The organism is Arenibacter catalasegens, from assembly GCF_002909235.1.
Classification (GTDB): Bacteria; Bacteroidota; Bacteroidia; order Flavobacteriales; family Flavobacteriaceae; genus Arenibacter; species Arenibacter catalasegens.
Genome location: NZ_PHQQ01000005.1, coordinates 86,907 through 99,977, shown reverse-complemented (window position 1 = coordinate 99,977; position 13,071 = coordinate 86,907). Strand labels below are relative to the sequence as shown.

General features: G+C 36.0%; 16 protein-coding genes. 11 read left to right on the top strand and 5 right to left on the bottom strand.

The annotated features are described in order from the left end of the window. Complete coding sequence (locus CWD90_RS06000) at positions 1-1,230, bottom strand: HD domain-containing protein (protein ID WP_103475031.1); 1,230 nt, start codon at positions 1,228-1,230, stop codon at positions 1-3. Positions 1,231-1,267: 37 nt separating this feature from the next. On the opposite strand from CWD90_RS06000, the gene porX reads away from it, so the two are divergent. The 6 genes from porX (at position 1,268) to CWD90_RS05970 (ending at position 6,016) form a co-directional block, all read left to right on the top strand. Further along, positions 1,268-2,812: a T9SS response regulator signal transducer PorX gene (porX, locus tag CWD90_RS05995; RefSeq protein WP_103475030.1), complete on the top strand. Its 1,545-nt coding sequence runs from the start codon at positions 1,268-1,270 to the stop codon at positions 2,810-2,812. A gap of 86 nt (positions 2,813-2,898) precedes the next feature. Continuing rightward, the gene (tsaE, locus tag CWD90_RS05990; RefSeq protein WP_103475029.1) at positions 2,899-3,309 is read left to right on the top strand and encodes a tRNA (adenosine(37)-N6)-threonylcarbamoyltransferase complex ATPase subunit type 1 TsaE; all 411 of its coding nucleotides are present in this window, start codon (positions 2,899-2,901) and stop codon (positions 3,307-3,309) included. Between the two features lie 227 nt (positions 3,310-3,536). Further along, positions 3,537-3,725 carry a hypothetical protein gene (locus CWD90_RS05985; protein ID WP_103475028.1) on the top strand — a complete coding sequence of 63 codons (189 nt, stop codon included), beginning with the start codon at positions 3,537-3,539 and terminating at the stop codon, positions 3,723-3,725. 92 nt (positions 3,726-3,817) lie between these two features. After that, a complete protein-coding gene (locus CWD90_RS05980; protein ID WP_103475027.1) occupies positions 3,818-4,375 on the top strand; it encodes a hypothetical protein in 558 nt (185 codons plus the stop codon). 57 nt (positions 4,376-4,432) lie between these two features. After that, the gene (locus CWD90_RS05975) at positions 4,433-5,632 is read left to right on the top strand and encodes an alanine dehydrogenase (RefSeq protein WP_103475026.1); all 1,200 of its coding nucleotides are present in this window, start codon (positions 4,433-4,435) and stop codon (positions 5,630-5,632) included. Between the two features lie 3 nt (positions 5,633-5,635). Then, positions 5,636-6,016 carry a hypothetical protein gene (locus CWD90_RS05970; protein WP_103475025.1) on the top strand — a complete coding sequence of 127 codons (381 nt, stop codon included), beginning with the start codon at positions 5,636-5,638 and terminating at the stop codon, positions 6,014-6,016. Here CWD90_RS05970 and CWD90_RS05965 read toward each other — a convergent pair. After that, a complete protein-coding gene (locus tag CWD90_RS05965) occupies positions 6,013-7,179 on the bottom strand; it encodes a proline dehydrogenase family protein (protein WP_103475024.1) in 1,167 nt (388 codons plus the stop codon). The genes CWD90_RS05970 and CWD90_RS05965 overlap by 4 nt on opposite strands. A gap of 92 nt (positions 7,180-7,271) precedes the next feature. Here CWD90_RS05965 and aroB point away from each other — a divergent pair, with 92 nt between their 5' ends. Next, positions 7,272-8,333, top strand: coding sequence for a 3-dehydroquinate synthase (gene aroB, locus CWD90_RS05960; RefSeq protein ID WP_103475023.1), 1,062 nt, complete (start codon positions 7,272-7,274; stop codon positions 8,331-8,333). Between the two features lie 118 nt (positions 8,334-8,451). Then, positions 8,452-8,778, top strand: a complete 327-nt coding sequence (locus CWD90_RS05955) for a hypothetical protein (RefSeq protein WP_103475022.1) — start codon at positions 8,452-8,454, stop codon at positions 8,776-8,778. On the opposite strand, the gene CWD90_RS05950 is transcribed toward CWD90_RS05955, so the two are convergent. From CWD90_RS05950 to CWD90_RS05940, 3 genes are all read right to left on the bottom strand, one after another. After that, positions 8,775-9,296: a DinB family protein gene (locus CWD90_RS05950; protein WP_103475021.1), complete on the bottom strand. Its 522-nt coding sequence runs from the start codon at positions 9,294-9,296 to the stop codon at positions 8,775-8,777. The two genes, CWD90_RS05955 and CWD90_RS05950, sit on opposite strands and share 4 nt — an antisense overlap. Before the next feature lie 125 nt (positions 9,297-9,421). Continuing rightward, positions 9,422-9,901: an Lrp/AsnC family transcriptional regulator gene (locus CWD90_RS05945; RefSeq protein ID WP_103475020.1), complete on the bottom strand. Its 480-nt coding sequence runs from the start codon at positions 9,899-9,901 to the stop codon at positions 9,422-9,424. Between the two features lie 112 nt (positions 9,902-10,013). Further along, the gene (locus CWD90_RS05940; RefSeq protein ID WP_103475019.1) at positions 10,014-11,114 is read right to left on the bottom strand and encodes a M14 family metallopeptidase; all 1,101 of its coding nucleotides are present in this window, start codon (positions 11,112-11,114) and stop codon (positions 10,014-10,016) included. Positions 11,115-11,417: 303 nt separating this feature from the next. Between CWD90_RS05940 and CWD90_RS05935 the strand changes: the two genes are divergently transcribed. From CWD90_RS05935 to CWD90_RS05925, 3 genes are read left to right on the top strand one after another with little or no spacing between them, the layout of a single operon-like run. Further along, on the top strand, positions 11,418-11,783 hold the full coding sequence (locus CWD90_RS05935; protein ID WP_239986472.1) for a helix-turn-helix transcriptional regulator: 366 nt from the start codon (positions 11,418-11,420) through the stop codon (positions 11,781-11,783). Positions 11,784-11,833: 50 nt separating this feature from the next. Continuing rightward, positions 11,834-12,214, top strand: coding sequence for a DNA topoisomerase IV (locus CWD90_RS05930; protein WP_103475018.1), 381 nt, complete (start codon positions 11,834-11,836; stop codon positions 12,212-12,214). Positions 12,215-12,216: 2 nt separating this feature from the next. Next, positions 12,217-13,011 carry a TerC family protein gene (locus tag CWD90_RS05925; protein WP_103475017.1) on the top strand — a complete coding sequence of 265 codons (795 nt, stop codon included), beginning with the start codon at positions 12,217-12,219 and terminating at the stop codon, positions 13,009-13,011. The last annotated feature ends 60 nt before the right edge of the window (positions 13,012-13,071 follow it).

Here is a 13,071-nt window from a genome sequence, read left to right as displayed (position 1 = left end):
TTAAACGGAAACTTTAGGATAGCACATATAATATTTGGTTACGGTCTTGGAAAGCGTTTTCAAATATTGTTGATCGGACGCCTTGGCAACATCGACAATTTTACCGTTTCCATGCAGAATGTTTATATTCTGACTTTCTGAGTTATAGGCCTGGTTTTGTATCTCCCCAGAAAACACAAAATATGCCGTTTCTTCATCGGATAACTGATGTTGATTTTTGAAATTTAAAAAGTGTTTCTTCAGCTTAGCCTCATTAATAGGTTTATTCTTTAGTTTAACGTGCAATAACCTACGTTCTAGGATCATCTTACACAGTCTGGATAAGACAAAATCAGCATGGTTCTGCCAATTCTTAATGGCGGCTAAAATATCAACATCATCTAATTGGGCAAATAAATCCAACTTATCCTGTGAAAAATCTCCTTTAGGTATTTTGTTTTCCATAAAGAACTTTAAGGCACCGTTAAATTCTATTTTTTCACCCTTGGCCAACAATTCCTTGGCTCTTTGTAAGATCTTAATCAAAAGTTGTTCGGCCACCAGGCCTGTTTTATGCAAATAAACCTGCCAATACATAAAACGTCTTGCCATTAAAAATTTTTCAACCGAGTATATTCCCTTCTCTTCAATGACTAGTTCCCCGTTAACAACATTCAACATGGTGAGTAGTCTTTCCGAATTGATATTTCCCTCTGCTACACCGGTATAGAAACTGTCCCTCTTTAAATAGTCCATCCTATCCATGTCCAACTGACTGGAGACTAATTGGTTTAAGAATTTTTTAGGATATTGACCTTTAAAGATGGCGATGGCAATAGTTAGTTGACCCTTGTATTTTTGGTTTAGGGCTTCCATGAACAATAAAGATATATGTTCATGATTTACTCCCTCCACGATACTGTGTTCCATAGCATGTGAAAAAGGTCCGTGTCCAATATCATGTAATAATATGGCACATAGTAGTCCATCCTCTTCCTCTTTTGTAATTTCGATGGACTTAAACCGTAATACGTTAATGGCCTGTTGCATTAGGTACATACTTCCTACTGCATGATGGAAACGCGTATGGTGGGCGCCCGGATAAACGAGGTAGGACAACCCCATTTGGGAGATTCTCCGCAACCGTTGAAAATAGGGCTCCGCGATTAGATTAAAGATTAGTGCATTGGGTATTCCGATAAATCCGTAAATTGGATCATTGAAAATTTTAAGCTTATTTGATTTTATCAAAACCAGAATTCTTTACGCAGGCAAATATAAGGACTAAATGAACAAGATAACAATACTTTGGGTAGATGATGAAATAGATTTATTAAAACCACATATCTTATTTTTAGAAGGCAAAAATTATAAGGTCATAACCTGTCTAAGTGGTAGGGAGGCGCTGGATGAATTAAAAGTAACACATGTAGATATTGTTTTTTTGGATGAAAATATGCCTGGTATCTCAGGTTTGGAAACATTGAACGAAATAAAGGTGATCAATAATTCCCTTCCGGTAGTAATGATTACCAAAAGTGAGGAAGAGTTAATTATGGAAGAGGCCATAGGTTCTAAAATAGCCGATTATTTAATAAAGCCGGTTAACCCTAATCAAATTCTTTTATCATTGAAAAAGAATTTGGACCATTCTAGGCTAGTATCCGAAAAAACGACGGCAAACTATCAGCAGGAATTCAGGAAAATTGCAATGGAATTGGCGATGGTCAATAGCTATGAAGAATGGGCAGAACTATATAAAAAACTTATTTATTGGGAATTGCGATTGGAGGAAATAGAGGATTCTGGGATGTTCGAGATTTTAGAGTCCCAAAAAACGGAAGCTAACCAGCAGTTTGGGAAGTTTGTGGAAAAAAATTATGCCAATTGGTTTAGCGATAAAGACGGCCCCGTTATGTCTCACACCCTATTTGGACAATTAATTAAACCCGAACTAAAGGATAACAAAACATTGGTGGTGGTCATTGATAATTTGCGATATGATCAATGGTTGTCTTTTGAAGATACTTTAAATTCCTTTTATAGAAAACGCAAGGAAGTCCCATACTTCAGTATTTTACCTACTGCTACCCAATATGCAAGGAATTCTATATTCTCCGGGCTTACTCCTTTGGATATGGAGAAAAAATATCCCCAATGGTGGAGAAATGACACAGAGGAAGGAGGCAAGAATCTTTTTGAAGCGGAATTTTTAGAGGCTCAGTTAAAAAGATTAGGGCTGGATTTAAAGTGGGAATACCATAAAATAAGCAGCCTAAAACAGGGCAAACACCTATCCCAAAACTTTAGGTCTCAGAAGGATAATGACCTTACGGTGATAGTGTACAACTTTGTAGATATGTTGTCCCATTCCAAAACAGAAATGGAGGTAGTAAAGGAATTGGCCGCTAATGATAAGGCATACCGCTCTTTGGCACAGAGTTGGTTTAAGAATTCACCTTTATTGGAAATAATACAGCAGGCACAAGGTCTTGGTTTAAAATTGATCATTACTACAGACCATGGCACCATAAATGTTAAGCAACCTTCCAAGGTTATCGGTGATAAGGAAACAAGTCTAAACCTGCGCTACAAAACAGGACGGAGCCTTACTTATGAGCGGAAGGATGTATTGGAGGCAAAAGACCCAAAAAAAATATTCCTACCGAATATAAATGTGAGTAGTTCTTATATTTTTGCAAAAAACGACCTGTTTTTTGCCTATCCCAACAACTATAACCATTATGTTAATTATTACCGGAATACCTATCAACACGGAGGGGTTTCCATGGAAGAGATGATTCTTCCTTTTGTTGTGCTGGAACCACGATGATCCCGTTCAAAATGGTTGGACCTTTAAAGTGAGTTTTAATAAGTCGGGAATTGGATTTAAATTGCGCATATTTTAATTTTTCTAAGATGATTATCCCCTACACAATTTCGCAAATATCATATGTTGCAAAACAGTTAATTGACAATGTTCCTTCGAAAATACTCTGCTTTTATGGAGAAATGGGCGCAGGGAAAACTACGCTAATAAAAGCATTGGTTAAAGAATTGGAAGGCGTTGGCTCTACTAGCAGTCCTACTTTTGGTATTGTAAACGAGTATCAAAGAATAAATGGAGAGCTCCTAGGGTATCATTTTGATTTTTATCGATTGGAAGATGAATCGGAAGCATGGGACCTTGGAATAGAGGACTATTTAAGTACCGATACTTGGATTTTTATGGAATGGCCCGAAAAAATAAAAGGAATTCTTCCAGAAACAAGAACGGAAATCAAAATTGAAATTTTGGATGAAAAAACAAGGCGACTTACCATTTTATAGTTGCCACTTCCTAGAGAATTTAAATCCGTTTAATCCTAAATTAAGAATAATTGTATTTTATCCTCCATTCACTTAGGTCGCGACTCCAAAATCGCAATAATCGACGAAGTGTTTATCTATTCTGCTAAAATGTCACATTTCATCGATGTAATGCATGCTGTGTGGTTTTTTTTTCTATTTTTGTTTTACATTAAACCCTTTATCGAACTTAAATCCTATAAAAAACCATGAACATTAAGAAAATTTCCCTAGGCTTTGCTATGGCAGCATGTATTTCATTAGTAAGTTTTTCTTGTACCCCCAATAATACGGCAGAAGAAGATTCCTTGTATGAACAAAATATTGACAAATTAAAAATAAAAGTACCTGCGAACGGTATCGATAAATTGAAGATAAGAGTACCTAAAAACGGTTAAAATATAATTTTAAATTTAGAAGGGTTTCTATATACTAGAAGCCCTTTTTTTTTGTTATAATATTAGCAAAACTATTACCCCCCATAACAAACATGTTTAAACTATTTCAAAATCTCGACCAAAGCGCGAAGAAAAAGAAATCGAGAAGTATTCTAATTGGTAGTTTAGTAGCAGTTATTATTGCGTTGACCCCACTAATATTTTATTCCTATAAATTTTTCCCTTCAGGTAGTACATTGGATCTCTATTTTTTTATTTATGAAAGTCAATACCAATTAAGTATTACTACCACTATGTGGTTGTTTATGGCCAAATTTGTACCCCTGCTGCTTTTGGTCCTGTGGTTTTTTACCTGTAAACATTGGTGGTATCATGTATTATTAATCCCCATATCCATGTTTACTTTTCAGATTGTCTCCTTAATTTACGAGGATCGGTTTATAGATGAGGTAGAAATTTTTTGGCTGCTACCTATAATGACGGTGATTATACCCTTTGTTTACTTCATTCGTTTAAAGTTATTTGACAAGCATGTTCTTGGAATTGATTTGGAGGCCATGGACCGAGAATTGAAAGCTTATAAGGAAAAGGAGACCAAGGAAAAAGAGGGCCTTCAAAAAGAAGAAATGGCAAAAGAAAAAATATCGTAATTTTGATTTTGGGTAGTTCTAATACGAATCGGAATATATCTAACAGATTTACAACATATGAGCCAACATTCCTCACCGTTTAGTAAGCAGCAATTACTGCCTCAAGAAGAGACTTTAGAAATCTTAAGGCAAAAAGGAGAGCTTTTTATAGGGATTCCAAGAGAAAATCAATATCAAGAAAAACGCATTTGTCTTACCCCGGATGCAGTAAATGCAATTACAGCCAACGGACATAGGATACTTATAGAATCTGGAGCGGGCGATGGTGCCAATTATTCAGATTTGGAATTTACCAAAGCTGGAGCTGAAATTACCAGGGATACCAAGAAAGTCTTTGCCTGCCCTATAATTTTAAAGGTAGAACCTCCTACAATTCAGGAGGTTCAGATGATAAATCCACAATCTACGATCATATCTGCCCTGCAGATCAAAACCCAAAGTAAGAAGTATTTTGAGGAATTGGCTAAAAAGAGAATTACAGCTATTGCCTTCGAGTATATTAGGGACGATGACGGTAAATATCCTGCCGTGCGTTCGTTAAGTGAAATTGCCGGAATTTCTTCTGTATTGATCGCCTCTGAAATAATGGCGGCCACTAATAAAGGGAATGGCCTAATGTTTGGAAATATTAGCGGCGTTCCACCGGTTGAGGTGGTTATTATTGGCGCAGGAACTGTGGGCGAGTTTGCGGCAAGATCTGCAATTGGCCTAGGAGCCAATGTAAAGGTTTTTGATAATTCAATTACTAAATTACGCAGCATCCAGACCAATTTAAGACAAACTGTATATACTTCTACCATACAGCCCAAAAACTTACTGAAAGCGTTAAAACGTTGTGATGTGGCCATTGGAGCTACAAGAGGTAAAGATCGATCCCCTGTTGTGGTAACGAATACTATGGTGGAGCAAATGAAGAAAGGGGCTGTAATTATTGATGTCAGTATTGATATGGGCGGCTGTTTTGAATCTAGTGAAATCACAACCCATGACAAACCTATAAAGATTAAAAATGGAGTACTTCACTATGGGGTGCCCAATATTCCGTCTAGATATCCAAAAACGGCCTCTATTTCCATAAGCAATATTTTTACTCCTTATTTATTAAAAATTGGAGAAGACGGGGGATTCGAAAATGCATTGCGATTTGATAAAGGTCTACGGAACGGACTTTATCTATACCACGGTATTTTAACCAATAAATCTGTTGGAGAGTGGTTCGACCTTTCTTACAGTGACATTAATTTTCTTATTTTTTAATTTATGGCATTTTTAAAGCGTTTGGGCTTCTTTCTTTTTGGATTATCTATTGGCTTGGTTTTTTTGACTATTTTTTTGAAGAAGAAATCTGAGGAAACGGGAACAGAATTCTGCTATTTTCCGAATTGTAGGACACTCAAGGATATTAGATCCAAACAAATTACCTATGCCGATGGCATAAACGCACTTCTGATGAATAAAGAATTGGACAGTACCAATATCAATGATTTTTTACATAATGGAGAAGTTGACTTTGGCAATAGTGAAACCAAGGCCGGTCCCTGTAAAACTTATTTTATTGAAGGGATGGTAAAAGATAAGGCAGCCACATTAAAAGTGAAAAATTGTTTGGAGAAGGCCGTTATAGAAAGTATTTCCTATTAGATTTCCCTCCTCTTTCTTTCTTTTTTTAATAGTGTAAGCTCCCTACTGGTCTGGCCCGCAACCGAAGTGTTCTCTTCCGCTCTTCGTATTAAATAGGGCATAACGTCCTTTACAGGTCCAAAAGGCAAGTATTTGGCCACATTGTAGCCCTCTTTAGCCAAGTTGAAGGAGATATGGTCACTCATGCCGTATAATTGTCCGAACCAAATTCGAGGGTCATTGTGTTCAATATTCTTGGCTGCCATTTGTTCCATTAAACGATAGCTGCTCAATTCATTATGTGTTCCAGCAAAAAGCGAAATGGTATTTAAATTATCTACCATATAAGCAACAACAGCATCAAAATTGTCGTCGGTAGCTTTTTTGGATGGACAAATTGGTGATGGATAGCCTTTTTCCTCCGCTCTATCGTTTTCTTTTTCCATATAGGCTCCTCGAACCACTTTCATTCCTACCAAATAATTGCCTTTTGCCGCATCTTTATGGAGTCTTTTTAAATAATCCAGCCGGTCCCATCTGTAAGTTTGCAATGTGTTAAATACAATGGCTTTCTTTCCATTGTATTTCCGCATCATTTCTTCCGCTAAATCATCCGCTGCTCCCTGTGTCCAGCTTTCTTCGGCGTCGATTAAAATAGATACTTCCAAGTCATGCGCCTTTTTGCAAACCTTATCGTATCTATTTATTACACGCTGCCATTCCTCCTTTTCTTCAGTAGTAAGTTTTTCTCCCTCGGTAATTTTTTGATAAAGTTTAAATCGTCCAAATCCAGTGGGTTTAAAAACGATAAAGGGTATTGCTGGATTCTCTTTAACAAAATCCAGAGTTTTCATGGCCTTTTCATAGCAGGAATCCAATTGATTTTCAATTTCCTTGCCTTCTACCGAATAATCCAAAATTGTACTAACCCCCTTGGCGAACATTTTGTCAGCGACCACCAAACATTCATCCTCATTGACTCCACCGCAGAAATGATCAAAAACAGTTGCTCTTATAAGTTTTTCAACAGGTAAATGTGCCTTTAGGGCAAAGTTGGTCACGGCAGTACCAATTTTAACTAAGGGTTCATTTGCAATTAATTTAAATAAAAAATAGGCCCTTTCTAATTCTGAGTCGGTTTTAAGTGCAAATGCCGTTGCGGTATCCTCAAAAATATCCTTCATTTATATGAATTTATTAAGGATTCAAATATAAGTACAGATTTTATATTCTTATCATTTAAAATAGTGTTTATTTTGCCATAAATTGATCAATAATGAATTCTATTACTACATCCACTTACGCTGTACATTTTAATGAGAAGGCTTATGAGGCCCTGAACAATCATTTGGCCAAATCCAATTATTCCAAAATCTTTGTCTTGGTAGATGAAAACACCCATAATTGCTGTTTGCCTATTTTTATGTCAAAAATTGAAGGCGAATACGATTTTGAGATTATCGAAATAGAAGCAGGTGAGGTTAATAAAAATATTGCAACCTGCACTCAAGTCTGGGAGGTATTGTCCGAGTTGGATGCGGACCGTAAAAGTGCTATGATCAATCTTGGGGGTGGTGTTGTTACAGATCTTGGGGGGTTTGTGGCCTCTTGTTTTAAAAGAGGTATAGATTTCATTAATGTCCCCACTACCCTCTTGTCCATGGTTGATGCCTCTGTTGGTGGAAAAACTGGTGTGGACTTAGGACCCTTAAAGAATCAGGTAGGGGTTATAAATCAACCACAGATAGTAGTGGTAGATACCTACTTTTTGAATACTCTGGACCAACGGCAGTTGAATAGTGGATATGCGGAAATGCTGAAACACGGACTAATCAGGGATGCCAGTTATTGGGAAAAACTGAAAGGAATTACAAGTTTTGATAATTTGGATCAGCATGTCTTAACCTCGGTGTCCATTAAAAATGCAGTAGTACAACAGGACCCTACTGAGCAGCATCTTAGAAAAATATTAAACTACGGGCATACCCTTGGTCATGCCGTAGAGTCCTATTTTTTGGAAAGTGAAGAACACGAACTTCTATTACATGGTGAGGCTATTGCCATCGGGATGATATTGGAGGGGTTCCTTTCTTTTAAATTAACTGGGCTGAGTAAAATTGCTTTGGAAGATATCAAGGCTACTTTCCTTGGGAGATACAACAAAATATCTTTTGAAAGAAAGGATATAGAAACCATTTTGACCTTATTGAAATTTGATAAGAAAAATTCACATGGTAATGTCAATTTTGTGTTGTTAAAAAGCATTGGAGAACCTGTTATAGACGTAAAAGTTACCCAAGAATTATTGGAACAAGCCTTCGCTTACTACGCGGAATAACCGTTACGTATACTAAAAACAACCTTTTTACAACTCTTTAACAATTTGATTCTCAATTTTCTATAGTTTAGGTAAAATAATTAACCCTCCCGATTTTTATCAGGGCAAAAACCAAACTATGTTACGGAAACTTGTAGATTACAAAAAACTGAGCCATGAAGTGGCTACTAGCTTAATTGAGATGTATCCATACGGCTATGGTGATGAGGATATTATCATGTTTAAAAATATCCATGGTGAAATCATAGAGGCTGTGGAGGTAAAAACCCAGAACTGCATTTATCTGGTAAAAATAAGTAAAAGTTTGGCCAATTTCATTTCGAACTTCGAGGATAATATGGAAAAGGAATTGGAAGAACAACCAGAAGCGGTTGAATTTACCAATCCTTCAGATGAAATGGAATTGGAACTAAACCAAGAGGAAGAAGAGTCTCAATTGGATTAAGGTTGTAAATATCTATTGGCAATAATTTGCAGATGGTGCTTTTGATGACCACAAATCACAAACCCCAACGTAGCCACTGTCCATTCAATATTACTGGCAATACCACTGCGGCTTAGGTCTTTGTTGTCCAAGTTTTGAAAAAGAGTAATGGACGCTTCCCTCACCGCATTAAATTCATTTATTAAGCTTTCTTTACTCCTAGAATTTGCGTTGGAATCTCTAACGTAAAGGTCTTGGTCAAAACCTGGTAAGGGCGTTTTATCATGACGCAAGAACCGAAGTGCCCTATATTGAAAAACCCGCTCAGCATCAATAATATGTAGTAGTACCTCTGCCAAAGTCCATTTGCCTTTGGAATAAGAGCTAATCAATTTATCAACTGGAATATTTTCGATAAACAGCTTCATCTCTTTTTTTCCTATTACCAATAGGTCGTGTAGTTCGCTATCGTCCAACACAGAGAGATAGGTTCCGTAAAACTGATGGTAGGCTTCCTTGGGTAAGCTAGATTTTCTCATAGGTCTCAATTTTTGATATGTTAACCGACCTTAACTTTAGCTGCTAAATAAGACTTGGTTGAAAAAACAAAAATCCCAAACAAAAACTGCTTGGGATATTTAATACTTTTTTCTTTTATGATTAATTACATTTCATTGAAGATGGTGTGCATAAGACGTTTCTTGTCATTTATGCTTTCTTCCAAAGATATCATAGTCTCTGTTCTGTCAATTCCCTCAATATCATCAATTTTAAAAATGATGTTTTTGGCGTGATTGGTATCCCTAGCGCGTATTTTACAGAAGATATTAAATTTCCCTGTGGTAATATGTGCCACGGTAACATTTGGAATTTGATTCAATCTTTCCAAAACAAACTTGGTCTGATGAGTTTTTTCTAAAAATATACCCACATAAGCAATAAAGGCATACCCTAATTTAACATAATCCAATGTAAGTGATGACCCCCTTATGATACCGGCTTCTTCCATTTTCTTTACACGAACATGAACTGTTCCTGCAGAAATTAAAAGTTTTTTTGCGATATCGGTAAATGGTGTCCTGGTATTGTCAATTAACATATCCAGAATTTGATGGTCTATTTCGTCTAATTTTACTTTACCCATTAGTGTTTATTTTTAATGCAAAAATAATAAAATATCAAATTAAATGTAATGAAACTATCATTTTTTTATGAAAACCGTAACATTTTTAGGTTTTTTAAAAAAATATACCATTTTAGTCTAGTAACTTAATTAGATCAATTTGTTCTTTCAATTTATTTAAATCACTAGCATCTAAGCAGTTATAGCTTTTATGTCCAAATTTCCCTAGTAAATCTCCTATTTCCTCTAATTTCACCTTAAATTTAATACTATCACCTACCAGTGTTTCAACGAACATGATGCCTGCGCAACTACCTGATTTATGTTTGAGATTAAGAATTTGGATATTTTTGATTAGGATGTCATAAAACAATTTGTTGTTCTCCGGAATATCTTCGTAATCAGCTTGTAAGTAGTTGTCTATTTTTTGGGAAGATATAACTTCAATAGCCTTAACCATCGCTATAAAAATATACTTCCTTGTATTTTCTCTATCATAATCTTCCGGAAAATGCCCTGATTCAAATAAAATGGTAGGTACGTTTAGCATTTGAAACGTATCTCCAACGCAATTACTGTTGAATCCATCATCATACCTCCCTACTTGACCAGGAATGTGCTTTTGTAATTCTTGGTTCATGGCAACAATTATTTGCATGCTAATCCCCCGGGTTTTGGAAATACTTCTTTCGGGGTCGTGCGCTGGGGCTAAAAAAGAAACAGTAGCTGGTTTAGAGGTGATTCCTACATTGAAAATGGTACGTTGATCATGTAGATTAAAGCAGTAATCGGGCTTGAAATCCTCATATACCTTTCTTAGAACAACGCTTTCCGGTTGGGTCCGTTCTTGGGCATCCCTATTTAAATCAACACTATTTGCATTGACCCTAGTATAGGCTATTGCGCCATCTGGATTTAGTATAGGAATAATTTTAAGGGTACAATTCCTTAATATGGAACTGGCCAGATCGGAATCCTTTTTTAGAAAGTTGATCAGATCTAGGACGGCCTTAGTAGTGGTGGATTCATTCCCGTGCATTTGTGACCACATCAATATTTTAGATTTCCCTGAACCAAGGGTTATGCTTTTAATGTCCCGACCTTCAAAAGATGCTCCCTCGGTTTGAGTCAAAAAATCTTGGGCAGCCGTAATCAAAAACGGGTCAATGTCCTTAGGTGTTATGTATCTTCCTTTTATAGATACCTCTTTTATTTTATCATAATCTAAATGCATGTGCGGTACTCTGGTTTGGTTTAAAGAATACAAAGGTAAGTTCAAAATAATTTACATATGTAAACTATTTTATCAAAAAATGTAAACAATAAGCTAGGATACGGTATGTGGTTTGCTGGTCATAATCCTTTCGCCAAATCTGTTAATAAAATTTGACTATAGTTTAATTTTATATAATTATAAATCAACAATATATTAGTCATTATTTAAAGTGATTAATTAATATAAAATGATGAATGTATATATTTTGAACTAGATTAATAAATATGGAATGATTACTTTTGTTGTAAACTAATTACAACGGTGAACACTGCAGAATTTCTAAAGAGGATAGATCAAATTATGGGATTCCATGATATATCGGCGTCGGTATTTGCTGATACAATTGGGGTTCAGCGATCGGGCATCTCCCATCTTTTGGCGGGCAGGAATAAGCCTAGTTTGGAATTTGTGCTTAAGGTAGTTGCTGCATTTCCAAATGTTGATCTGTATTGGCTGTTGTATGGGGAAGGAGTTTTTCCTAGAGAACCAGAAACCACTACACCTATTAAATCTCAGATGGACGAAGTTGTGAAGAATGAAGTTTTTAGGGCCTCCTCTTCTATAGATAAGATTATAATATTTTATACCGATGGAAGCTTTAAGTCTTATTCTGAAAAAGGAGTTTGAATTATCATTTTTTTAGAGGATTTCACTAGCAAATTTCTTTATTTTGCGGTATGACTAAAAATATGACTATTGGTTTGGTGATTCTCCTGATCGGAGTTTGTTCCTGTTACCAGCCAGAACGAAATTGCGCCGATTTTAAAAATGGAAAATTCTCCTTTACAGCGGAAATCTCCGGAGAAAATATAACTACCACTTTTGTTAGGAATGATTCTATTGAATTGGATTATTTTCAGGGAAAGGTAGATACCTCCTCGGTTAGGTGGATAAATGACTGCGAGTATATCGTTAAAAAGCTTCACCCAAAGAATATGGCAGAGGAAAAATCTATTCATATGAAGATTTTGTCCACGACCAAGAATTCATATACATTTGAGTATAACATTGTTGGTAGTGCCAAAAGATCAAATGGAACCGCAATTAGAATACCGTAATTATGTTTGAAATTCTATCAAGTCCAGATGCCTGGGTAGCCTTGCTTACGTTAACCTTTTTGGAAATTGTCCTGGGGATAGATAATATTATTTTCATTTCCCTTATCGCCAATAAACTGCCTAAAAAACTTCAGGCAAAGGCCACTAATTTAGGGTTGCTTTTGGCTATGGTGCAACGGATTATATTGCTATTCGCCGTTTCGTTCTTAATTGGCCTTAAAAATCCATTTTTCTATATAGAAACCTCTTGGGTCTACATGGGTATTAGTGGGCAAGCCTTAATATTGTTTTTTGGTGGACTTTTTCTGTTGTACAAGAGTACCTCGGAAATTCATGAAAAAATTGAAATGCCAGACCATGATGAGAACCAGATCAATGCGAAGGGGGTTGTAAGCTTTTCCAACGCAATTGTTCAGATTATCCTAATCGATTTTATTTTTTCCATAGATTCGATTCTTACTGCCGTTGGTATGACTAATGGCATAGGTAATAAACCAGGGGATGCATTGTTGCTTATGGTCATTGCTGTAGTTATTTCTATAATAATTATGATGGTTTTTGCTAATCCAATTAGGTTATTTATAAGTAAACATCCTTCTATGCAGATCCTGGCGCTTTCTTTTTTGATCCTAATCGGATTTATGCTTATCATGGAAGCTGCCCACCTAAGTCATGCAAAATTCTTTGGCAATGAAGTTGGAGCTATCCCTAAAGGTTATCTTTATTTCGCCATAGCCTTTTCATTGTTGGTGGAATTTTTGAATATAAGGATGAAAAAAAATAAGCCTTCTGCTTAAAAGTAATAGCGCGTATTTCTTCTAAATTTATACATGTTTATCTTAAACTAAATTTACAAA

Coding starts and splice junctions, on each gene's coding strand:
- porX (WP_103475030.1), top strand. CDS start 1,268: ATGAACAAGATAACAATACTTTGGGTAGATGATGAAATAGATTTATTA.
- tsaE (WP_103475029.1), top strand. CDS start 2,899: ATGATTATCCCCTACACAATTTCGCAAATATCATATGTTGCAAAACAG.
- CWD90_RS05985 (WP_103475028.1), top strand. CDS start 3,537: ATGAACATTAAGAAAATTTCCCTAGGCTTTGCTATGGCAGCATGTATT.
- CWD90_RS05980 (WP_103475027.1), top strand. CDS start 3,818: ATGTTTAAACTATTTCAAAATCTCGACCAAAGCGCGAAGAAAAAGAAA.
- CWD90_RS05975 (WP_103475026.1), top strand. CDS start 4,433: ATGAGCCAACATTCCTCACCGTTTAGTAAGCAGCAATTACTGCCTCAA.
- CWD90_RS05970 (WP_103475025.1), top strand. CDS start 5,636: ATGGCATTTTTAAAGCGTTTGGGCTTCTTTCTTTTTGGATTATCTATT.
- CWD90_RS05965 (WP_103475024.1), bottom strand. CDS start 7,179: ATGAAGGATATTTTTGAGGATACCGCAACGGCATTTGCACTTAAAACC.
- aroB (WP_103475023.1), top strand. CDS start 7,272: ATGAATTCTATTACTACATCCACTTACGCTGTACATTTTAATGAGAAG.
- CWD90_RS05955 (WP_103475022.1), top strand. CDS start 8,452: ATGTTACGGAAACTTGTAGATTACAAAAAACTGAGCCATGAAGTGGCT.
- CWD90_RS05950 (WP_103475021.1), bottom strand. CDS start 9,296: ATGAGAAAATCTAGCTTACCCAAGGAAGCCTACCATCAGTTTTACGGA.
- CWD90_RS05945 (WP_103475020.1), bottom strand. CDS start 9,901: ATGGGTAAAGTAAAATTAGACGAAATAGACCATCAAATTCTGGATATG.
- CWD90_RS05940 (WP_103475019.1), bottom strand. CDS start 11,114: ATGCATTTAGATTATGATAAAATAAAAGAGGTATCTATAAAAGGAAGA.
- CWD90_RS05930 (WP_103475018.1), top strand. CDS start 11,834: ATGACTAAAAATATGACTATTGGTTTGGTGATTCTCCTGATCGGAGTT.
- CWD90_RS05925 (WP_103475017.1), top strand. CDS start 12,217: ATGTTTGAAATTCTATCAAGTCCAGATGCCTGGGTAGCCTTGCTTACG.